We start from the raw sequence: 21,671 nt of genomic DNA, 5'->3' as shown, positions 1-21,671 counted from the left end.
GAGGGGGGCACCCCGCCTAAGCGCGCAGGGAAAAGCCGATGATAAAATCCGAATTGATCAATCGTTTGGCCGATGGCAATCAGCATCTGACGCAGCGTGATATCGAGCGCATCGTCGGCACGATCTTTGACGAGATCGCGAATGCGCTGGCCCGTGGCGACAGAGTGGAATTGCGCGGTTTTGGCGCCTTTTCAGTGAAATGCCGCCCCGCCCGCACTGGTCGCAATCCACGCACCGGCAGTGCTGTCGATGTGGCAGAGAAATATGTGCCGTTTTTTAAAACCGGCAAGGAATTGCGCCAGAAACTCAATCTGGCGGCCAAGGCCCAGGCGCAAGCCCAGGCCGCCGCCGCTGCGGCCAAGGCGGCTGCGGGCGAGGCCTGAAGTCGCCCCGGTCTGGCCGTTTCCTGAGCCAAGCGCCCCGGCAAGCCGAAACGGGGCAAGCGGAGGATAAGGGCCATGCGTTTCATCCGCGTCGTGATCGGCGCCATTCTGCTACTGCTGCTGGTGGTGTTTGCCATCGCCAACCGCCAGGGCATCACGGTGTCGCTCGACCCGCTGCCATTTGCCATCACGCTGCCGCTTTACCTGCTGGTTTTTATCATTTTCCTGGCCGGGCTGTGCCTGGGGGCGCTGCTGCAATGGCTTGGTGGTTTTGGCCGCCGGCACAAGCCGGCGGAAACCAGCAAAACTGCCGGGCCGGATGACAAACTGCCGCCGGCGGTGGTTTGATATTTTGAGGCCAAGCCGATGCGTGTGATCGAAGCCGATGCGGTGCATGCCGCGCTGCCTTACCCTGAATTGATCGAAGCCCTGCGCGAGGCTTTCCGGGTTGGCGGCGAAGTGCCGCTGCGCCAGCATTACAGCATCCCCAATCCGGCCGGCCAGGATGGTATGCTGCTGGTGATGCCGGCCTGGCAGGCCGGGCGCCATATGGGTATCAAGGCGGTCAGTGTTTATCCCGATAATCCGCGCCAGGGGCTGCCTTCGGTGATCGGCGCCTATCTGCTGTTTGACGCCCAGACCGGCGCGCCCAAGGCGGTGATCGACGGTGTGGCGCTGACCTTGCGGCGCACCGCCTGCGCCTCGGCCTTGGCCGCCGGCTATCTGGCGCGGCGCGATGCCGGGCATTTATTGCTGGTGGGCGCCGGTGCACTGGCGCCGCATCTGGCACGCGCCCATTGCGCGGTACGGCGGTATCTCAAGGTCAGCATATGGAATCGCGATCCGGCACGGGCTGAAGCGCTGGCCGCCAGCCTGCGCGGCCAGGTCAATGCGGCGGTGCGCGCGGTGGGCGATCTGGAAGCCGCCGTGGCCGCTGCCGACACAATATCCTGCGCCACGCTGAGCCATGAGCCGCTGGTGCAGGGCGCCTGGCTCAAGCCCGGCGCGCATCTTGATCTGGTGGGCGGTTTCACGCCGAAAATGCGTGAGGCCGATGATGCGGCGGTGGCGCGGGCGGAAATCTACGTTGATACCCGCAGCGGCGCCTTGCATGAGGCCGGCGACCTGACCCAGCCCTTGGCCAACGGCACCATCACGCCAGAGGCGGTGCGTGGCGATCTGTTTGATCTGGTGCGCGATGCCTGCCCGGGCCGTTCCGGGCCGCAGGCAGTGACCTTGTTCAAATCCGTCGGCTATGCGCTGGAGGATCTGGTCGCCGCCGAATTGGTGGCGGAAAGCACGCCATGAAAACCATTATTGTCGGCGGCGGCATCATGGGGCTCTGCGCCGCCTGGGCTTTGCGCCGGCTTGGCGCCGAGGTGACGCTGATCGAACAGGCCAGCCTGCCCAATCCGCTGGGCAGTTCGGTGGATCAGCACCGGCTGATCCGGTATCCCTATGGCGCCGCGCGCGGCTATGCCCGCATGGTGCATGCCGCCTATGATTCCTGGGAAAGGCTGTGGCGTGATCTTGGCGTCACGCTCTATGTCGAAACCGGCACGCTGGTGCTCTCGGGTCCGGGTGATGACTGGGCGGCGCAGAGCCGCACCATGCTGGCTGCCGAGGGTATTCAGCATGAAAGCCTGGATGCGGCGGCGCTGGCGGCGCGGTTTCCGCTGCTTGATGGCGCCGGCATCGCCGAGGCGTTTCAGTGTGAGCATGGCGGCATCCTGCGCGCCGAAGCAATTGTCGGCAGCCTGAAACATCATCTGCTGGATCGTGGCCTGCGTCTGCTCAGCCGTATGCGGGTGGAGTCGGTAGATGCCGAGGCCGGTGCGGTGCGGCTGGCCGATGGCCGCCGCCTGCAAGCCGATCAGGTGCTGGTGGCCGCCGGGCCATGGACCGCCGCGCTGCTGCCCGATCTGGCCGAGATGGCGCGGCCAAGCCGCCAGGTGGCGGTGTATCTGGCGCCGCCGCCCGATCTGGCCGTGGCCTGGTATCATGCGCCGATGCTGCTCGATATCGGCCAGCAGACCGGATTCTATGCCGTGCCGCCGCGCATTTCCGGCGATGGCATGCGGCTGGGCCTGAAGATCAGCGATCATCGTTTTGGCCCCACCGGCGATCCCGGCGCGCCGTTTGCCGGCGAGCGCCAGGCGCGGCCAGACGAGATCGAGGCAATCCTGGCGCCGGCGCGGCAGCGTCTGGTGCGGTTTGATGAATATCGCGTGGTGGAGGCGCGCACCTGCTTCTACGACGTGGCGCCGGAGGAACGTTTTCAGTTCCACCGCCTCGGGCCGCGCTGCGCGGCTTTCTGCGGCTCATCCGGCCATGGCTTCAAATTCGCTTCCTGCCTGGGCGAAGCCATGGCATTGGCGCTGACCGGTCAGGCCGATTTTGCCGCCGTGGCGGATTGGATCGGCGGCGCCTTGCTGGCGCCTGCCGATCAGCCGGCATTCGGCGTGTTTGGTGGTGTATTCGGCGGCATCAACGCGCTGCCGGCTTCGGCATCCGATAGCAGCGCATGACGGCGCGGATCAAACAGTTGATAATGCCACCATTCATTGCGATAGAAATCCCAGCCGGCGGCGGTCATCAGCCCCAGCAGCAGGGCGCGGTTGCGCTGTGCCGTCACACTGATATCCAGCCGGCCATGATGCGACAGCGGCGTGAAGGCGTCGAAGGCAGTGCCCATATCAAGGTCATGGCCATCGGCGTCAACCAGGGTCAGGTCCACCGCTGCGCCGCGCGAATGCGGCGAACCGCGGCGCGGATCGGCCAGGAAATTGGGATCGGGCGTGTGATTCCACAACACCCATTGCGCCTCGGTGGGGCGATAGGCATCGAAGATACGCAGCCGGTAGCCCAGCGCGCCGGCCAGGGCAATGGCGCGGGCCAGCAGCTCCGCGGCCTCGGCATTGAGGAAAGCGGCTTGGCGCGCATAAACCGGCTGGCCGGTGATGTTGTCGCTGGTCGCATAACGCAGGTCGATCAGCACGGGGAAATCAGGCGGGGTTATCGCCACAAGCGGCATTGGCATGTCTCCAGGCTGGGGCCGCTTCCTTCCTATACGAAGCGGGCGTGGCGATGAAGTGGCTGCTGCTGGATACCGCGCTGGATGGCTGCCTGGCGGCCATCGCCGAGGATGCGCGCATCCTGGCTGTGCAGGACGGCCAGGATTTTCCCGGCCGCGGCCATGCCGAAAAATTGCTGCCGGCGATCGAGGCGGCGCGGCTGGCGGCCGGCATTACGCTGGCCGATCTTGATGCGCTGGCGGTCACCACCGGCCCCGGCTCGTTCACCGGCATCCGCACCGCGCTGAGCGTGGCGCGTGGCCTCAGCCTGGCTTTGCGCCGGCCGCTCTGGGGATTGTCCACCACCCAGGCTTTGGCTTTGCAGGGCGCCGAAGCCGGCCGCGCCACCGTGGCGCTGATCGATGCGCGGCGCGGCGAGGTCTATATGCAGGCTTTTGCCGCCGCAGATCAGGGCCTGGGCCCTGCATTCGGGCCGCCTGCCTTGCTGCCGCTGGAGCAGGCCATTGCCGCTTTGCCGCCGGGTCGGCTTTGTCTGGTTGGTTCTGGGGCTGCCTTGTTGCCGGCGCATGAAGCCTGGCAGGTCTCGCCGGCCGCCCCGGCGCCGCTGGCCGGCAGCCTGCTGCATCTCGCCCGGCTGGCCGCAAGTGATTGGCAGATTGGTGATAAAATGCCGGCACCCCCCAAGCCGCTTTATATCCGTGCGCCGGATGCCGCCCTGCCCAAAGTGGCGCAGCCGGCGGCCAGCCTGATGGTGCGGCTGGTGCCGGTTGACGCCATGCAGGCCGCCTTGCTCAGCCGCCTGCATGCCGAGGGTTTCCACGAGGCGTGGGACGAGGCGGCTTTTGTGGCCTTGCTGGCGATGCCGGGCGCTTTTGCCCTGCTGGCGCTGGATGGTGCCGAACAGCCGGCCGGCTTTGCGCTCGGCCGTATTGCTGCCGACGAGGCCGAGGTGATCTCCATCGCGGTACGGCCACGGCTGCGCCAGCTTGGCATCGGCGGCGTGCTGCTGCGCGGCCTGGCGGCAGAGGCGGCGCGGCTGGGGGCCGGCAGCCTGTTCCTGGAAGTTGCAGAAGGCAACCTGGCCGCCCAAGCGCTTTATCATGCCTGCGGTTTCAAGCAGGTCGGGCGGCGTAAGGATTACTACGATAAGCCAAGAAATAGTCCTGAACAGCCACCCATGCGCGAGGCGGCATTGGTGATGCGAGCAGATATTGTAGCGAAAAATACCACTGAATAACTTATATATCTGGAATTAATCGCGGTCTGCCCATATAGTAAGCGCAGAATTACTATACATAACCGGGATAGAAAAAAATGGCTGATACGCCAGATAAATCTGAATTGTTGTCGCTTACCGCCGATATCGTGGCGGCGCATGTTTCCAATAACCGCGTTGAAGCCAATGATCTGCCGGCCCTGATCCGTCAGGTTTTTGGCACACTTTCCGCGCTGGATACGGTGGCGCCGGTGGCGCCGGTGGCGGTCCCGGCGGAAAAGCCGCAACCTGCGGTGTCGATCAAGAAATCCATCTCCCCGGATTTCATTATCTGCCTGGAAGATGGTAAGAAGCTGAAGATGCTGAAGCGGCACCTGATGAGTCATTACAACATGACGCCGGATCAGTATCGCGAGCGTTGGGGCCTGGCGAGCGATTATCCGATGGTGGCACCCAACTATGCCTTGCAACGGCAGGCGCTGGCGAAGAAAATCGGGCTTGGCACGTCGCGCCGCAAGGCAGGCCGCTAAGTTCTAGCGGGCTGCTCCGTCGCGGCAGCCAGTGAGGCTAATGGGCGCTTGGCTTGGCCGGCGCCCCACTAGCAGGGAGTGGATCACGGCATGACCAGCCGACTGGAGCAATTGTGCATGTCGAAGGGCATGCGCATGACCGAGCAGCGCCGGGTGATTGCCCGCGTGCTCAGCCAATCCTCCGATCATCCGGATGTGGAGGAGTTGCATCGCCGCAGCCATGCCATCGACCCGCGCATCTCGATTGCCACCGTGTATCGCACGGTGCGCCTGTTCGAGGAGGCGGACATCCTCAGCCGGCTCGATTTCGGCGATGGCCGGGCGCGCTACGAGGAGATGCCGGAAGCGCATCACGATCATCTGATCGATACCCGCACCGGCAATATCATCGAGTTCAACGATCCTGAACTTGAAGCCTTGCAGGAAAAAATCGCCGCCAAGCTTGGTTATCGCCTGGTGGATCATCGCCTGGAACTTTACGGTGTGCCGCTGGAAGGCGGCGATGCCGACAAGGCCGGTCGCAAGTAGGCTGGTTGCACTTCAGGCGGGCGCGGCAATTGCCGTGCGCCGCCCAATCTATTCCGAAGCCCTTTCGTTTGAAGCTGCTGCATGGCCCTGCGCGCCTATATCACATTGCTGCTGTTCCTGTGCTGGACATTGCCGCTGATCCCGCTGCAATACCTGCTGGTGCGTTTCAACCATCCGTTCCAGCGCCTGCTGCCGCTGATCTATCACCGTAGCCTGGCCTGGCTGATCCGCGCCCAGGTGCGGGTGGAAGGCCGGCCACATGTTGGCGGCCCGGTGCTGTTTGTCTGCAACCACATCTCCTGGCTCGATATCGTGGTGTTGTCCACCGTGGTGCCGGTCAGTTTTGTGGCCAAGAAGGAGGTGGATGGCTGGCCGTTTTTCGGCCTGCTGGCGCGGCTGCAACGCACCGTGTTTGTGGAACGGAATGCGCGCCAGAAAACCGCCCAGCATCGCGACGAGATGTTTGATCGGCTACAGGCCGGCGACAGCCTGATCCTGTTCCCGGAAGGCACCTCGTCGGATGGCCTGCGCATCCTGCCGTTCAAATCGGCCTTCTTCGCCCTGGCCGAACAGCCGGTGCGTGGCCAGCCGCTGATGGTGCAGCCGGTCAGCCTGGGTTATGCGCGCCTCAACCACATGCCGGTGGGGCGGCGCTGGATGCAGCTTTTTGCCTGGGTAGGCGACGAGGATCTGCTGCCGCATCTGTGGCGCTTCCTCAAGGCCGGGCCGTGTGAGGCGGTGATCGAATTCCACAAGCCGGTCAGCATCAGCGATTTCAAATCGCGTAAGGAAATGGCCGCCTTCTGCCATCAGGTGGTGATCGAGGGCCTGTCGGATATCAATGCCGGGCGCGAGCCGGGGCCGCGCAGCCTGCCAAAATCCCAGCTCCAGCCGATCGAGGAGCCGGCGGTGGAAGATGCCGCCGGTGATGACGCCGGCACCGCCGTTGCGCTGCGCTAAAAAATAAGCTTTTGAATTATCTATGACATTCCGGCCTAGCCCGCTTGATCGCTTGACCTTGCCGGGGCCGGTGCTAGTCTGTTGATCAGTTTCAACCCTTTGGGGAGTCCCAGCCGGGTGATCTAAGCCCGGCTCATCGAAGCACTTGGCCAGAAAACTCTACATTAAAACATATGGTTGCCAGATGAATGTGTACGATTCCGCCCGCATGGCGGACGTGCTGGCACCGCTCGGATACGCCAAGACCGATTCGCCCGAGGATGCCGATATGGTGATCCTCAATACCTGCCATATCCGTGAGAAAGCCGCCGAAAAGGTCTTTTCCGAACTGGGCCATTGGCGCAAGCGCAAGGAAGCCGGCGCTGACCTGACCATCGCGGTGGCCGGCTGCGTCGCCCAGGCCGAAGGCGCCGAAATCCTCAACCGGGCGCCGTTTGTCGATATGGTGGTGGGGCCGCAGGCCTATCATCGGCTGCCGGAATTGCTTGCCCAGGCCGAGCGCCAGCGCGCCCGCAAGCAGAGCGCCGGGGCGAAGGCGCCCAAACTGGGCGTGCTGGATACCGAATTCCCGCCTGAATCAAAATTCGATCATCTGCCCGAAGCCCTGGCCACGCCGCCCGGCCCGGTGGCTTTCCTGGCAATCCAGGAAGGCTGCGATAAATTCTGCACCTTCTGCGTGGTGCCCTATACCCGCGGCGCCGAATATTCGCGCGGGCCGGAAGCCATCCTGGCCGAAGCCGAACGGCTGGTGCTGGCCGGCGCGCGCGAAATTGTGCTGCTGGGCCAGAATGTGAATGCCTATCACGGCGAGGATGCCGCCGGCCGCGTCTGGTCGCTGGCCGGCCTGCTGACTGAACTGGAGCGGCGCCTTGGCGGCCGGGCCGATAGCCCGCGCTGGCGTTACACAACCTCGCATCCACGCGAGATGGATGACGCCCTGATCGCGGCGCATCGGGATCTGCCCAACCTGATGCCGTTCCTGCATCTGCCGGTGCAATCGGGTTCGGATGCCATCCTGAAGGCAATGAATCGCGGCCATGATGTTGCGCTGTACCGGGATATCCTGGCGCGGCTGCGCGCGGCGCGCTCGGATATTGCGCTGTCGAGTGATTTCATCGTCGGCTTTCCGGGCGAAAGCGACAAGGATTTTGAGGCCACGCTGCAATTGGTGCGCGAGACCGGCTTTGCCCAGGCCTACAGTTTCAAATATTCCGCCCGGCCCGGCACGCCGGCAGCGGCCTTGCCCAATCAGGTGCCGGAAGCCGTGAAGGACGAGCGGCTGGCGGTTTTGCAGACGCTGCTGCGCGAGCAGCAGCTGGCCTACAATGCCGCGATGGCCGGCCGCCGCATGCAGGTGCTGCTGGATCGTGTCGGCAAAAGGCCGGGCCAGTTGCTGGGCCGCAGCCCCTATATGCAGTCGGTGGTGGTTGAGGCGCCTGAAGCCCGCATCGGCGACATGCTGGATGTGGCAATTGTCGCCGGCTATCTCAATTCGCTCAGCACCCTGGCGACGCCAGGGCTTGAGGCGGCATGACGGCGCGGCGCAGGCGCAGCCCAATCCAGCCCAGTTTGCCATTCGGGGGCAGCCGATGAATGCGCCGCCAAACCCAGCCAATACGCATACGGTGCTCGATTTCGCCGATAACCGGCTGCTGGCATCGCTGTTCGGCGAGCATGACCGCCATCTGGCGCGGATTGAGCAGCAGCTCGGTGTGCAGGTTTCCACACGCGGCAACCGCGTTGCCATCAATGGCCCGCAGGATGCCCGCGATGCCGCCCGAGCCGTGCTGACCGGGCTGTATAGCCGGCTTGAACATGGCGCGCTGATCGAGATGGGCGATGTGGAAGGCGCCATCCGCATGGCGCGGGGCCGCATCGCGGACGCCGCCAATGCCAGCCCAAACACTTCCAGTCCAAATAATTCCAGTGATGTGTCGCAGCAGGAGTTCAACAAAACCGGAGGCGAAATGCAGGCAGTTGGAAAGTCCGTTGTCACCCAGGCCGTGCCATCCACACGCGCGGCCCGCGAAGCTGCCGAACGCGCTGCCGAGCGCGCTGCGGCCAATACGGAAAGCCGGCTGCCGGAAGGTGCGATCCGCACCAAAAAACGCATCATCCTGCCGCGTTCACCCACCCAGGCGCGCTACATCGCCGAATTGCTGCGCCATGAACTGGTTTTTGGCCTTGGCCCGGCCGGCACCGGCAAGACCTATATGGCGGTGGCGGTGGCGGTGCAGATGCTGCTGGATGGCCGGGTTGACCGCATCATCCTGTCGCGCCCCGCCGTAGAAGCCGGTGAACGGCTCGGCTTCCTGCCCGGCGACATGCGCGAGAAGATCGATCCCTATCTGCGCCCGCTTTACGATGCGCTTTACGACATGCTGCCGCCCGACCGGGTGGAAAAGGGCCTCGCCAGCGGCGAGATCGAAGTGGCGCCACTCGCCTTCATGCGCGGCCGCACGCTGGCCAATGCCTATGTGATTCTGGACGAGGCGCAGAATACCTCGCCGGTGCAGATGAAGATGCTGCTCACCCGCCTGGGCGAGAATTCGCGCCTTGCCGTCACCGGCGATCTGTCGCAGATCGACCTGCCGCTCGGCGTGCCTTCCGGCCTGCGTGATGCACTGGATATCCTGGAAGGGATCGAGGGAATTTCCTTCGTGCGCTTTTCCGATCAGGATGTGGTGCGTCATCCGCTGGTCACCAAGGTGGTGCGCGCCTATGCCCAGCGTGAGCAGGATCTGGGCCTGGCGCGACCGGATGCCGCTGGCCGGCGCAGCCGCTGAACCACAAATCGATTGAAGTGCAGTCAACAGAGCAGAGGAATGCCCGTTACATCCCGTAAAACCGGCGCCGGCAGCAGCCGCTTCGCCATTGACCTGCGCATTGCCGATCCGGCCTGGCGCCAGGCTTTGCCGGGTGTTGCCGCCCTGGTGCGGCGTGCCTGCCGGGCAGCCCTGCGGCGCGAAGTACCGCAAGGCAGCACCGGCCTGGCATTGCTGCTGACCAATGATGCCGAGATGCGGCAGTTGAACGGTGCCTGGCGCGGCAAGCCGAAGCCGACCAATGTGCTGTCCTTCCCGGCCGAGGCGGCGATTGATCCCGCCGCGCCGCCGGACTATCTCGGCGATGTGGCCTTGGGCTTGGAAATCTGCGCCATTGAAGCCAGGGACCAGGGTAAGTCATTAGCCGATCATGTGACGCATCTGGTGGTGCATGGCACGCTGCATCTGCTCGGCTATGATCACGAGAGCAAGGAACAGGCGATGGCGATGGAGCCGCTGGAAGTGGAAATCCTGGCCGGGCTGAAGATTGCCGATCCCTATGCCGGAACCATTAAAACCAAAACCAAAGCCCGGACAAAATCGCCGGCAAGGAAACTACGATGAGTGAGAATCGCCCCGAGGCCGGCAGTACTGGCTTCTGGACCAGGCTGTTGCAGGTGTTGCGCGGCCGCGACAGCGAGGAGACGCTGCGCGAGAGTATCGAGGAGTTGCTACAGGAGCATCCCGAATCCGAGGGGCCGACCGGCTCGGCCGAGCGCGCCTTGTTGCGCAATGTGTTGGATATCGGCGATCTGCGGGTGGGCGAAATCCGTGTGCCGCGTGCCGATATCATTGCCGTGGCCGAGGATATTGCTTTTGACCAGTTGGTGCGCGTGCTGATCGAAGCCGAGCATTCGCGCCTGCCGGTCTATCGCGAAACCCTCGATGATGTCATCGGCATGGTGCATATCAAGGATGTGATGCCGTATCTGGCCGGGCGCGAGGATTTCTCGCTGGCCAAGATTCTGCGCCGCGTGCTGGTGGTGCCGCCGTCCAAGATTGTGCTCGACCTGCTGCGTGAGATGCGCAGCACACGCACCCATATGGCCGTGGTGGTGGATGAATATGGCGGCATTGATGGCCTGGTGACGATTGAAGATCTGGTCGAGCAGATTGTCGGCGAGATCGACGACGAGCATGACGAAGTGGAAGGGCCATTGCTGGTGGAGCGTGGTCCGGGCCTGTTCGACGCCCAGGGCCGTTGCCCGATTGAGGATTTGGAAGAGCGTTTTGGCCGCCGCCTGATTGATCCGGAAGAGGATGAAGCGGTGGATACATTGGGTGGCCTGATCGTGGCTGAATTGGGCCGTGTGCCGCAGCGTGGCGAGCTGGTTGAGCATGCGTCGGGGCTGGCTTTTGAAGTGGTGGATGCTGATCCGCGCCGGGTCAAGCGCGTCCGTATCCGTGTGCCGGTGGCCGAACTGCCGGCTGCCAGCCATAACAGCTGAGCGTCATGCTCGCAAAATTGGTCGTATTGTTTGACGGGCTGGCCGGCTGGCGCCGGCTCGCCCTGGTCTGGCTGCTCGGCGCCGTGCTGGCAGCGGCACAGGCGCCGCTTTACGCCTGGCCGCTGGTTTTTGTGGTTGTGCCGCTATGGCTGCTGTTGAGCCGTAATGCGGCAACCGGCTGGGCGGCTTTCTGGCCCGGCTTTGCCTTTGCCTATGGCTATTTTGTTGCCGGGCTCTATTGGATCGGCATCGCGTTTTTTGTTGATGCGGCGCGCTTTGCCTGGCTGCTGCCGGTGCCGGTGCTGGGCCTGCCGGCCTTGCTGGCCGTGTTTCCCGCCGCCGGCATCTGGCTGGCGCAGCGCATCTGCGGCGATGCGGTCTATTGGCGCGTGCTGCTGCTGCCGGCCGGCTGGACCCTGGGCGAAGCCCTGCGCGGTTATGTGCTGACCGGTTTTCCGTGGAACCTGATCGGCTATGTCTGGGCCGATACGCCCGCTGCCATGCAGATTGTGGCCTATATCGGCAGCCATGGACTGGGCCTGCTGACACTGCTGGCTGCGGCGGCACTGGCATTGCCCATGCTGCTGCCGGCCTCGCATCGGGCCAGGCTGGTCGCCATTGCCCCGCCGCTGCTGCTGGCCTTGTCGATTGGCGGCGGCGCCTGGCGCCTGCATAACGCGCAGGGCGAGATGATGCCCGATGTGTGGCTGCGGCTGGTGCAGCCCAGCATCCCGCAGACCCTGAAATGGCAGGATGACCTGCGCCAACAACATCTGCGCCAGCATGCTGAGCTGACGCGGCAGCCCGGGCAGAAGCCGTTCACCCATGTGATCTGGCCGGAAACCGCGATCCCCTATCTGGTGGATGAGAATCCGGAATTGCTCAAGGCGCTGGCCAGCCTGCTGCCGCCCGGTGGCCAGCTATTTGCCGGCGCGCCGCGCCGTGAATTCCCCGCTGGCCGGCTGACACTTTATAACAGCCTGTTTGTGATCAATGAAAAAGGCGGCCTTGATGCGCGCTATGACAAGCTGCATCTGGTGCCGTTTGGCGAATACCTGCCGCTGCGGGGTCTGCTGGGCAATATCGGCCTCGACAAGCTGGCGGTCGGCAGTGTCGATTTCTCGCCGGGCCGCGATGCCGAGCCGCTGATCCTGCCCGGCGAGCTGCCGCTGATCCGCGTCTTGATCTGCTACGAAGCGATTTTTCCGGCCGAAGTGATGGCGCATGAGCCGCCCCCTGCCGCCATGCTGCTCAATGTCACCAACGATGCCTGGTTCGGTCGCTCCAGCGGGCCGTATCAGCATTTTGCCTCGGCGCGCATGCGCAGTGTCGAGCAGGGCGTGCCGTTGGTGCGCGCCGCCAATAATGGCATCTCGGCCATTGTTGATCCCTGGGGCCGTGTTGTTGCCGCGCTTGGCCTTGATGCGGTTGGCTTTGTTGAAGGGCCATTGCCGGCCCCATTATCGGAACGCACGCCCTATAGTCGTATCGGTGATTTGCCGGTGCACTTATTGGCCGGTCTATTTCTGCTGCTGGCCTGGTTGTTTCGCAAATTGAACCGCTGAACTCGCTATAGCCGTTATGCGGATGGTTGACCCTGCGCGTCCAACGAGCATACAAACGTAACCCATACGAATGTATGTCATTTGAAACCATCTAGTTGGTCAGGGCGGCGGGGGTCGCTTCAACTGGATGGAGCGACATGTGAGGGGCTGGCGGCGTGGCGAAGAATCCAGTGGACGTGTTCGTCGGCGGACGACTCAAGGTCAGGCGCACCTATGTCGGCATGAGTCAGGAGCGGCTGGGGCAGTTTGTCGGCCTCACTTTCCAGCAGATTCAGAAATACGAAAAAGGCGCCAACCGCATCGGCGCCAGCCGGCTTTACCAGTTTGCCCGGCTGCTCAAAGTGCCGCCGGCATATTTTTTTGAAGGCATCGAGGGCCATCCCGGCATTGATCAGGTGCCGGGCCTGGCCGAGCCGCCAGCGGCCGAGATCGAGGGCCAGCCGATGCCCCCGGAACCCCAGATGACACGCGAAAACATAGAGTTGCTGCGGGCTTTCGAGACTATCCGCAACACCGCCCTGCGCCGCCGGGTGCTCGATCTGGTGCGCTCGATGGCGCTGGAACAGGGGCCGGAACCGGCCGCCTGAGGCGCGTTATTGCCCGATTTCAAACGATCTAACTTGACCCATCGCGCTGGCTCTGCGACATAACGGTGCCTTTTTTCGCCCGGCGACACCGAATCGCCGAATCTGCGGCGCGCGCCATGCGCTGTCAGCTTGAGACAAAAAATCCCGACCGGGTTGGCGCGGTCGACTGGAGACTACCGACGTGGCGCGTAAATCCTCCTATCTCTTCACCAGCGAATCGGTTTCCGAAGGCCATCCGGACAAGGTTTGCGATCAGATTTCTGATGCGGTGCTGGACCTCTTCCTGAGCGAAGACCCCTATGCCCGCGTCGCCTGCGAAACCCTCACCACCACCAACCGCATTGTGCTGGCGGGTGAAGTGCGTGGTCCCGCCAGCCTGGTGTCGAAATCGGGCAAGGTGAACAAGAAGCGGATCGAGGATGTTGCCCGCGCCGCCGTGAAGAAGATCGGCTACGAGCAGGACGGCTTCCATTGGAAGACCGCCAAGGTTGACGTGCTGCTGCATGGCCAGTCGGCCGATATCGCGGTGGGCGTTGATGCCGCCGGCAACAAGGATGAAGGTGCCGGCGACCAGGGCATCATGTTCGGCTTTGCCTGCGACGAGACGCCGGAATTGATGCCGGCGCCGATCCAGCTGTCGCATAACATCCTCAAGCTGATGGCCGATGCGCGCCATTCCGGCAAGGAGCCGCTGCTTGGCCCCGATGCCAAGAGCCAGGTCACGCTGCTGTATAAGGATGGCAAGCCGACCGGCGCCACCGCCATCGTGGTTTCGACCCAGCATGCCGCCAAGGATGCCAAGGGCCGTGAACTGGAATCGGGCGATATCAAGAAGATCGTGCGTCCCTATGTGCTCAAGGCGCTGCCCAAGGGCTGGATGTGCGATGACGATCAGTTCTACGTCAACCCGACTGGCCGTTTTGTCATCGGCGGCCCGGATGGCGATGCCGGCCTGACCGGCCGCAAGATCATCGTGGATACTTACGGTGGCGCCGCGCCGCATGGCGGCGGTGCTTTCTCCGGCAAGGACCCGACCAAGGTGGATCGCTCGGCGGCTTATGCCGCGCGGTATTTGGCCAAGAATGTGGTGGCTGCCGGCCTGGCTTCGCGCTGCCTGATCCAGCTTTCCTACGCCATCGGCGTGGCGCATCCGCTGTCGGTCTATGTTTCCACCTTCGGCACCGGCAAGGCTGACGAGGCCAAGATTTCCAAGGTGCTCCAGGAACTGGTGTCGCTCAGCCCGCGTGGCATCCGCGAGCATCTCAAGCTCAACCGCCCGATCTATGCCCGCACTGCGGCCTACGGCCATTTTGGCCGCAAGCCGGAGAAGGATGGCGGCTTCTCATGGGAAAAGACCGATCTGGTCAAGGACCTGAAGTCGGCTTTCAACGTGAAGTGACGACCGCTTCCGACAAGGAAACGGTGGCCGATACTGAAATGGACGGCGTGGCAGAGATGCCGCGCCGTCTCATTTTTGGCCGTCGCCGTGGCCGCAAGCTGACGCCGCTGAGCGCCGAGCGCATGGACGCGCTGCTGCCGCGTCTGGAATTGCCGCGCGCCGATAGCCCGGTGCAGTTCGGCAAGCCGGTGGTAGCCACTTGGCTGGAAATCGGCTTTGGCGTTGGCGATCATCTGCTGGCCCAGGCTGAGGCGCATCCGGCTGTTGGCATCGTCGGCGTGGAGCCGTTTCTCAACGGCGTGGCCAAACTGGTTGGTGTGGTGGCCGACAAGGCCGAGGCCGGTGACGAGGATCTGGCGCACCGTATCCGGCTGTTCACCGATGATGCGCGCCTGCTGCTCAAGGCTTTGCCCACAGCCAGCATAGAGTGCGCCTTTGTGCTGTTTCCCGATCCCTGGCCGAAGAAGCGCCATCAATGGCGCCGCATCGTCAACCCGGATACGCTGGCTGATCTGGCGCGTGTGATCCGCCCGGGCGGTGAGTTGCGCCTGGGCACCGATGTGCCGGATTACGGCCGCGCCATGCTGCTGCATGCCCTGGCCGAGCCGCGCTTCCGCTGGCTGGCCGAGTGTGCCGCCGATTGGCGCCGGCGACCGGCGGATTGGCCCAGCAGCAAGTATGAGCGAAAAGCAGTGGCCGCCGGCCGAGCCTGCCTGTATTTTCGGTTTCAGCGCCTCTGATCCGATATTCGGGGTTCGCCCATGACACTGCGGCTCATCCTGGCCGGCATTGCCGGTGGCCTGATTGCAGCCCTGCTGCTTACGCTGGGCCAGCATATCCTTGAATTGCCGCTGCGACGTGCGGCGCTGGAACTGGCCGGGCTGGATTTGCCGCCGCCCAACAAGCAGATGGATGCCCTGATCCTGCGCAACATTGCCTTTGGCGTGGTGGTCTCGATGCTGCTGGCAGCAATTTATGTGCAGCGCGTGCCGCCGCCGGGCCATGTGCGCTGGCGTGAGGCGGCCTTGTGGGGCCTGGCCGGCTTTGTCGCCCTGGCACTGCTGCCGGCGCTCAGCACGCCGCCCAGCCTGAGTGAAATCAGCCCCGAAGGCCGCTCATTCTGGTGGCTGGTGGCGGCAGGCGGTGCCGTGTTTGGCCTTGCGCTGCTTGCCTTTGGCCGGCGCTGGCGTTGGTTTGGCCTGGTGCCGGCGCTGCTACCGCCGGTTTTAGCGCCGGAATCCGCCATCGAAGCTGAAGACTCGATGCTGCCGCCCGGCTTTATGCTGGTTGATCTTGGCCTTGACCTGCTATTCTGGCTGGCGCTGGGCTTGGGCACTGCCTGGGTGCTGCGGCGCATGAGCCAGGCCGTTTCCAGCTAGAAAAGCCTTGCATCCTGGGAATTTGCGGGTATAAAGGCGCCACATTGCTGGCCTGGTCCTGGGTTGGATCAGAAGGATGAGGAAATGGGCCAGACGGCCCATTTTTCGTTTCGGAACTTCGGTTCCGTTTCCGGGGGACAGGCCGTATCCGACCTTTACATGGAGTGTAGCCCCGAGGCATGACCGCGGTTGCCAAGATCGAGCAGCTTATCGAGCCCACGCTCAGCGCAATGGGCTATTTGCTGGTGCGTGTGCGACTGCAAGGCGGTCAGCGTCCGGTGTTGCAGATCATGGCTGAACGCGACAGCGGCGGGGCAGCGCATGATGGCGGCTTCACCATCGAGGATTGCACCGAGATCAGCCGCGCCGTGTCGGCTATTCTGGATGTCGAAGACCCGATCAAGGAAGCCTACAACCTGGAAGTCTCCTCGCCCGGGCTGGATCGCCCGCTGGTCAAGCCGGTGGATTTTGAGCGTTTCAAGGGCTTCGTTGCCCGTATCGAGCTGGGCGCGCCGCATCAGGGCCGCAAGCGTTTCCGTGGCCGCTTGCTCGGCCTGGAAGGCGCTGCCGGCGTGATGCTGGAAGATGAGGAAGCCGGCAAGGACGGGCAGGTTCAGCGCTGGGTGCTGCCACATGCCGATATCGCCAGTGCCAAGCTGGTGCTGACTGATGAATTGCTCCGCCATGGGGCCAGCCTGAAGGCTGCCCTGGCGGAAACCGGTGCCGGTGCCGGCACTGAAACCGCCATTGCGTAAACGATCTAGGACGCGTTCGAGGACCCGACCATGGAACCCGTGACCAGTTATAACCGCATCGAATTGCTGCAAGTGGCCGATGCGGTCGCTCGTGAAAAAACCATCGACCGCGATGTGGTGCTGATGGCGATGGAAGATGCCATCCAGAAAGCCGCGCGGGCACGCTACGGCCTGGAGAATGACATCCATGCCGATATCGACCGCAAGAGCGGCGAAATCCGCCTGGAGCGCCATTTGCAGGTGGTCGAGAAGGTGGAGAATGACGCCATCGAGATCGGCCTGGTGGAAGCGCAGCGCCGCAATCCCGATGCCCAGGTTGGCGATGTGATCGCCGAACCGCTGCCGCCGATTGATTTTGGCCGCATCCAGGCACAGACCGCCAAGCAGGTCATCGTGCAGAAGGTGCGCGAAGCCGAGCGCGAGCGGCAGTATGACGAATACAAGGATCGCATCGGCGAGATCGTCAACGGCCTGGTCAAGCGTGTTGAATATGGCAATGTCACCATCGATCTCGGCCGCGCCGAGGCGATTGTGCGCCGCGACGAATTGCTGCCGCGCGAGACCTTCCGCCAGGGCGATCGGGCGCGCGCCTATATCTACGATGTGCGCCGCGAACCGCGCGGCCCGCAGATTTTCCTGTCGCGCTCGCATCCGCAATTCATGGCCAAGCTGTTTGCCCAGGAAGTGCCGGAAGTTTATGACGGCATCATCGAAATCCGCGCCGTGGCGCGCGATCCGGGCAGCCGCGCCAAGATCGCCGTGTTGTCGAATGACAATTCCATCGATCCGGTCGGCGCCTGCGTCGGCATGCGCGGCAGCCGCGTGCAGGCGGTGGTGAACGAATTGCAGGGCGAAAAGATCGACATCATCAAATGGTCGCCCGATCCGGCCACCTTCATCGTCAATGCGCTGGCCCCGGCCGAAGTGGCCAAGGTGGTGCTGGATGAAGAAACCAACCGGGTTGAAGTGGTGGTGCCGACCGATCAGCTTTCGCTGGCCATCGGCCGTCGCGGCCAGAATGTGCGGCTGGCGTCGCAGCTCACCGGCTACGACATCGACATCCTGACCGAGGAAGAAGAGAGCGAGCGCCGCCAGAAGGAATTCCGCGAGCGCAGCCAGCTCTTCATCGATGCGCTGGATGTGGACGAGGTGATTGCCCAGCTGCTGGTCACTGAAGGCTTCGCCAAGGTTGAGGAACTGGCCTATCTGCCGGTTGAAGAATTGATGGAAATCGAAGGCTTTGATGGCGATCTGGCGCAGGAACTGCACGATCGCGCGCTTGAATATATCGAGAGGCGCAACGAGGAATTTGAAGACAAGCGCAAGGCGCTTGGCGTTACCGACGAGATCGCTGCCATCGAGGGGCTGACGCCGCCGATGCTGGCTGCGCTCGGCGAGAAGGGCGTCAAGACGCTCGACGACCTGGCCGATCTGGCCGGCGACGAGTTGCAGGAGATTGTTGGTGACGGCGTGCTGTCGAATGACGATGCCAATGCCATCATCATGGCGGCGCGGCAGCATTGGTATGCCGATGAAGCCGGCGCCGAAGGGGCGTAAGGACAGGGCGCGCCGCTGCCTTGGCAGCGGCGAGCGTAGGGCGCCCACGCATCTGATCCGCTTTGTGATCGATGCGACGGGCGAGGTGATGCCGGATCCGGGCCGCAAGTTGGGTGGCCGGGGTTTATGGCTGGCGCCGGATGCGGGTTTGCTGACCCGGCTGGTGGCTGGTTCGGCGGCGGAGCGCAAATTGTTTGCGCGCGCCGCGCGGCGTGCAGTGCGGGTGCCGGCTGATCTGCCGGCGCGCACACTGGCGGTGTTTCAGGCCCATTGCGCCCTGTTGGCGCAGCGGGTTGAGCGGGCCGGGCCGGGCCTGGCGGCGGATACGCCGCTGCGCCGGCGCCTGGCGCGGGATTTGGAGTGCCTCGCCAGGTTGCGCGGGGAGCCCCAGTTGAGCGGGGCGGGTAGTGAATTGTGATGCGTAAGCGTAGCGGCCATGGCGGTCGTTGCGCCAACTCGGAAGGCTGGCGGCAGGTGTCGTCGGCGGCGGAAGCGGAACAGGTATGAGCGATATTAACGAGCAGGATAAGGACAAGCTGGCGGGTCGGTCGAGGCGTCTTGAGTTGAAGAAGACGGTCGAGACCGGACAGGTGCGCCAAAGCTTCAGCCATGGCCGGACCAAGGCGGTGACGGTGGAGGTGCGCAAGAAGCGCACCATCACCCCGCCAGGGGCTGCCAAGCCTGCCGAAGCTGCGCCCGCCGCAGCCGCCTCCGCGCCTGCTGCCGCTGCCCCTCAGCAGGGCAACCGCCCGGTCGGCTCCGGCCCGCTGGTGCAGACCCGGCCGTCGCTGGCGGCCACCATCGCCGCCCATGAAGCTGCCAAGGCCGCCGAGCATGACGGTGAGGTTGAGCAGGTCGAAGTTGCTGCCGAATCGGCACCGGTTGAAGCCGCGATGCCGGCTGCTGCGCCGGTGGCTGCTGCGCCAGTCGCGCTGGCAGCCACGCCCGCGCCAGCCGCCGCCGCTGCGCCGGCGCCCAGCACCGGCCCGCGCATGTCTGCCGGGCCGCGCATGTCTGCCCCGGCCACCGGCACCGTGCCAACCAGCGGCCCGCGCATGTCGGCGCCGGCAACCGGCGAGAATCCGCGTTCCGGCCGCGCTGGCCCGCAGCGTGGCGCGCCCGTGGCGCCGCGCCCCACCGGCATGGTGCTGAAATCGCTGAGCGAAGAAGAGAAGCAGCAGCGCGCCCGCAATATTGACGATCTGCGCCGTGTGGCCGAAATGCGCCGCGCGGTTGAGGAAGAGGCGCGCAAGCGCCAGGACCATCTCTCCCGCGCCGTTGCCGAACGCGAGGCTGCCTCGCGCCGCGCTGCCGAGGAAGATGCGCGCAAGAAGGCCGAGGAAGAAGCCCGCAAGAAGGCTGAAGCCGAAGCCGCCCGCCGTCTGGTTGCCGATCAGGCCAAGACCAGCCCGGCCAAGGAAGCCGCCAGCAAGGATAATGCCGCCGCCGCCCCTGCCGCCGCAGCGCCGCTGCCGGGTGGCCGTGCGCCGCATGCCGAAGAAGAAGAAGAGGGCAGTGCGCGCCGCAAGGTGGGTGCTGGCGCCAAGGCTGCACCGGCGCGTCCGGCGCCAAGCAAGGCGCGTACGGGCGATGACCGCCGCCGTGGCAAGCTGACCATCACCGCTGCGCTGGACGACAACGAGCGCGTGCGCTCGGTTGCGTCCTTCCGCCGCCGCGTCGAGCGCGAAAAGCGCATGATGCAGCAGATGCAGGATGCGCCGCAGAAGGTGTTGCGCGATGTGGTGGTGCCGGAAACCATCACCGTGCAGGAACTGGCCAACCGTATGGCCGAACGTGCCGTCGATGTGATCAAGGCCCTGATGAAGATGGGCGTGATGGCAACGATGAATCAGGTGATCGACGCCGATACCGCCGAATTGCTGGTCACCGAATTTGGCCATCGCATCCAGCGTGTCGCCGAATCCGATATCGAAATCGGCCTGGTGGCCGAGAAGGATGAGGATGCGGTGCTGCTGCCGCGTCCGCCGGTGGTCACCATCATGGGCCATGTCGATCACGGCAAGACCTCGCTGCTGGATGCGCTGCGCCAGACCGATGTGGCCGGCGGTGAAGCCGGTGGCATCACCCAGCATATCGGCGCCTATCAGGTGCATCTCAAATCCGGCAAGGCGATCACCTTCCTGGATACGCCAGGCCATGAAGCCTTCACGCAGATGCGTGCGCGCGGCGCCAAGGCCACCGATATCGTGGTGCTGGTGGTGGCGGCCGATGACAGCGTGATGCCGCAGACCGTGGAAGCGATCCATCATGCCAAGGCCGCCGAAGTGCCGGTGGTGGTGGCGATCAACAAATGCGACAAGCCGCAGGCCAATCCGGACAAGGTGCGCCGCGAATTGCTGCAACATGGCATCGTGGTTGAACAGCTTGGCGGCGAAGTGCAGTCGGTGGAAGTCTCGGCCAAGGCCAAGACCAACCTGGATCAGCTTGAAGAGCTGATCCTGCTGCAAGCCGAAATCCTTGATCTCAAGGCCAATCCGGATCGTCGCGCCGATGGCGTGGTGATCGAAGCCAAGCTGGAGCGGGGCCGTGGTTCGGTTGCCACTGTGCTGGTGCAGCGTGGCACGCTGCATGTCGGCGATGTATTCGTGGCCGGCAATGCCTATGGCCGTGTTCGCGCCCTGATCGACGACAAGGGCAAGAATGTGGTTGAAGCCGGCCCGTCCGTGCCGGTGGAAGTGCTCGGCCTGCAAGGCACGCCGGAAGCCGGCGACGAGTTCATGGTGGTGGAGAACGAAGCCCGCGCCCGCGAAGTGGCCGAATTCCGCCAGCGCAAGCAGCGTGATGCCCGCGCCGTGCAGGGTGCGCGCGGCACGCTTGAACAGATGTTCTCCAAGATCAAGGCCGGCGAAGCCAAGGAACTGCCGGTGGTGATCAAGGCCGACGTGCAGGGCTCGCTGGAAGCGATCCTGGGTTCAGCGCAGAAACTGGCTACCGAAGAGGTGGCGGTGCGTGTGCTGCATGGTGCCGTGGGCGCCATCAGCGAAAGCGACATCGCCCTGGCCGGTGCCTCGGGCGGCATCATCATCGGCTTCAATGTGCGCGCTTCCAAGCAGGCGCGCGACATGGCCGAGCGCGATGGCGTCGATATCCGCTACTACTCGATCATCTACAACGTGCTGGACGATCTGAAGGCACTGCTTTCGGGCATGCTGGCGCCGACAGTGCGCGAGAACTTCCTCGGTTACGCGCAGATCCGCGAAGTGTTCAACATCACCAAGGTTGGCAAGGTGGCGGGCTGCATGATCACCGAAGGCATGGTCAAGCGTGGCGCCAAGGTGCGCCTGCTGCGCGACAATGTGGTGGTGCATGAGGGCCAGCTTTCCACGCTCAAGCGCTTCAAGGACGATGTCCGTGAGGTCAAGCAGGGTATGGATTGCGGCATGTCGTTCGAGAATTACGACGACATCAAGCAGGGCGACATGATCGAGTGTTTCGAGCTTGAAACGGTGGCGCGCCAGCTCTAGGGCTGGTGCTATCGTTCGG

22 protein-coding genes are annotated in these 21,671 nt (G+C 64.0%); 21 read left to right on the top strand and 1 reads right to left on the bottom strand.

Going from position 1 to position 21,671, the window contains the following annotated elements; translation table 11 throughout:
• Positions 1 to 38: 38 nt before the first annotated feature.
• The 4 genes from ihfB to KBB36_RS00400 all read left to right on the top strand — a co-directional run bounded on the left by ihfB (position 39) and on the right by KBB36_RS00400 (position 2,911).
• Positions 39 to 383: an integration host factor subunit beta gene (gene ihfB, locus KBB36_RS00415; protein WP_290975381.1), complete on the top strand. Its 345-nt coding sequence runs from the start codon at positions 39 to 41 to the stop codon at positions 381 to 383.
• A gap of 75 nt (positions 384 to 458) precedes the next feature.
• Positions 459 to 731 (top strand): LapA family protein, encoded by a 273-nt coding sequence (locus KBB36_RS00410; RefSeq protein ID WP_290975379.1) that lies wholly within the window; start codon positions 459 to 461, stop codon positions 729 to 731.
• A gap of 18 nt (positions 732 to 749) precedes the next feature.
• Complete coding sequence (locus tag KBB36_RS00405) at positions 750 to 1,691, top strand: ornithine cyclodeaminase family protein (protein WP_290975377.1); 942 nt, start codon at positions 750 to 752, stop codon at positions 1,689 to 1,691.
• Positions 1,688 to 2,911, top strand: a complete 1,224-nt coding sequence (locus KBB36_RS00400; RefSeq protein ID WP_290975375.1) for an FAD-dependent oxidoreductase — start codon at positions 1,688 to 1,690, stop codon at positions 2,909 to 2,911. Before KBB36_RS00405 ends, KBB36_RS00400 begins: the two co-directional genes overlap by 4 nt.
• Here KBB36_RS00400 and ddpX read toward each other — a convergent pair.
• On the bottom strand, positions 2,830 to 3,417 hold the full coding sequence (ddpX, locus tag KBB36_RS00395) for a D-alanyl-D-alanine dipeptidase (protein ID WP_290975976.1): 588 nt from the start codon (positions 3,415 to 3,417) through the stop codon (positions 2,830 to 2,832). The two genes, KBB36_RS00400 and ddpX, sit on opposite strands and share 82 nt — an antisense overlap.
• 53 nt (positions 3,418 to 3,470) lie before the next feature.
• Here ddpX and tsaB point away from each other — a divergent pair, with 53 nt between their 5' ends.
• The 17 genes from tsaB (at position 3,471) to infB (ending at position 21,652) form a co-directional block, all read left to right on the top strand.
• The gene (gene tsaB / locus KBB36_RS00390) at positions 3,471 to 4,655 is read left to right on the top strand and encodes a tRNA (adenosine(37)-N6)-threonylcarbamoyltransferase complex dimerization subunit type 1 TsaB (protein ID WP_290975974.1); all 1,185 of its coding nucleotides are present in this window, start codon (positions 3,471 to 3,473) and stop codon (positions 4,653 to 4,655) included.
• 77 nt (positions 4,656 to 4,732) lie between these two features.
• Positions 4,733 to 5,164 (top strand): MucR family transcriptional regulator, encoded by a 432-nt coding sequence (locus KBB36_RS00385; RefSeq protein ID WP_290975373.1) that lies wholly within the window; start codon positions 4,733 to 4,735, stop codon positions 5,162 to 5,164.
• Positions 5,165 to 5,254: 90 nt separating this feature from the next.
• Positions 5,255 to 5,692, top strand: a complete 438-nt coding sequence (locus tag KBB36_RS00380; protein WP_290975371.1) for a Fur family transcriptional regulator — start codon at positions 5,255 to 5,257, stop codon at positions 5,690 to 5,692.
• An 81-nt stretch (positions 5,693 to 5,773) separates the two neighbouring features.
• Positions 5,774 to 6,652 carry a 1-acyl-sn-glycerol-3-phosphate acyltransferase gene (locus tag KBB36_RS00375; RefSeq protein WP_290975369.1) on the top strand — a complete coding sequence of 293 codons (879 nt, stop codon included), beginning with the start codon at positions 5,774 to 5,776 and terminating at the stop codon, positions 6,650 to 6,652.
• A gap of 145 nt (positions 6,653 to 6,797) precedes the next feature.
• On the top strand, positions 6,798 to 8,186 hold the full coding sequence (gene miaB / locus KBB36_RS00370) for a tRNA (N6-isopentenyl adenosine(37)-C2)-methylthiotransferase MiaB (RefSeq protein ID WP_290975367.1): 1,389 nt from the start codon (positions 6,798 to 6,800) through the stop codon (positions 8,184 to 8,186).
• 55 nt (positions 8,187 to 8,241) lie between these two features.
• Entirely contained in the window at positions 8,242 to 9,438 is a 1,197-nt protein-coding gene (locus KBB36_RS00365; protein WP_290975365.1) for a PhoH family protein, read from the top strand.
• A gap of 39 nt (positions 9,439 to 9,477) precedes the next feature.
• Positions 9,478 to 10,041, top strand: coding sequence for an rRNA maturation RNase YbeY (gene ybeY, locus KBB36_RS00360; RefSeq protein WP_290975363.1), 564 nt, complete (start codon positions 9,478 to 9,480; stop codon positions 10,039 to 10,041).
• Positions 10,038 to 10,925 (top strand): hemolysin family protein, encoded by an 888-nt coding sequence (locus tag KBB36_RS00355; protein WP_290975361.1) that lies wholly within the window; start codon positions 10,038 to 10,040, stop codon positions 10,923 to 10,925. The genes ybeY and KBB36_RS00355 overlap by 4 nt, the downstream gene beginning before the upstream one ends.
• Before the next feature lie 5 nt (positions 10,926 to 10,930).
• Positions 10,931 to 12,490: an apolipoprotein N-acyltransferase gene (lnt, locus tag KBB36_RS00350; protein WP_290975359.1), complete on the top strand. Its 1,560-nt coding sequence runs from the start codon at positions 10,931 to 10,933 to the stop codon at positions 12,488 to 12,490.
• 155 nt (positions 12,491 to 12,645) lie between these two features.
• A complete protein-coding gene (locus KBB36_RS00345) occupies positions 12,646 to 13,077 on the top strand; it encodes a helix-turn-helix transcriptional regulator (RefSeq protein WP_290975357.1) in 432 nt (143 codons plus the stop codon).
• A gap of 181 nt (positions 13,078 to 13,258) precedes the next feature.
• Complete coding sequence (gene metK, locus KBB36_RS00340) at positions 13,259 to 14,476, top strand: methionine adenosyltransferase (protein ID WP_290975355.1); 1,218 nt, start codon at positions 13,259 to 13,261, stop codon at positions 14,474 to 14,476.
• Positions 14,473 to 15,216: a tRNA (guanosine(46)-N(7))-methyltransferase TrmB gene (locus KBB36_RS00335; protein WP_290975353.1), complete on the top strand. Its 744-nt coding sequence runs from the start codon at positions 14,473 to 14,475 to the stop codon at positions 15,214 to 15,216. Before metK ends, KBB36_RS00335 begins: the two co-directional genes overlap by 4 nt.
• A 21-nt stretch (positions 15,217 to 15,237) precedes the next feature.
• Entirely contained in the window at positions 15,238 to 15,855 is a 618-nt protein-coding gene (locus KBB36_RS00330; RefSeq protein ID WP_290975351.1) for a CbtA family protein, read from the top strand.
• A 179-nt stretch (positions 15,856 to 16,034) separates the two neighbouring features.
• Entirely contained in the window at positions 16,035 to 16,610 is a 576-nt protein-coding gene (gene rimP / locus KBB36_RS00325; RefSeq protein ID WP_290975349.1) for a ribosome maturation factor RimP, read from the top strand.
• A gap of 30 nt (positions 16,611 to 16,640) precedes the next feature.
• Positions 16,641 to 18,167 carry a transcription termination factor NusA gene (gene nusA / locus KBB36_RS00320; protein WP_290975347.1) on the top strand — a complete coding sequence of 509 codons (1,527 nt, stop codon included), beginning with the start codon at positions 16,641 to 16,643 and terminating at the stop codon, positions 18,165 to 18,167.
• Positions 18,136 to 18,585 carry a DUF448 domain-containing protein gene (locus KBB36_RS00315; protein ID WP_290975345.1) on the top strand — a complete coding sequence of 150 codons (450 nt, stop codon included), beginning with the start codon at positions 18,136 to 18,138 and terminating at the stop codon, positions 18,583 to 18,585. Before nusA ends, KBB36_RS00315 begins: the two co-directional genes overlap by 32 nt.
• Before the next feature lie 85 nt (positions 18,586 to 18,670).
• A complete protein-coding gene (gene infB, locus KBB36_RS00310) occupies positions 18,671 to 21,652 on the top strand; it encodes a translation initiation factor IF-2 (protein ID WP_290975343.1) in 2,982 nt (993 codons plus the stop codon).
• The last annotated feature ends 19 nt before the right edge of the window (positions 21,653 to 21,671 follow it).

Source organism: Ferrovibrio sp., assembly GCF_017994015.1.
GTDB lineage: Bacteria > Pseudomonadota > Alphaproteobacteria > Ferrovibrionales > Ferrovibrionaceae > Ferrovibrio.
This window is presented reverse-complemented; position numbering and strand designations above follow the sequence as displayed.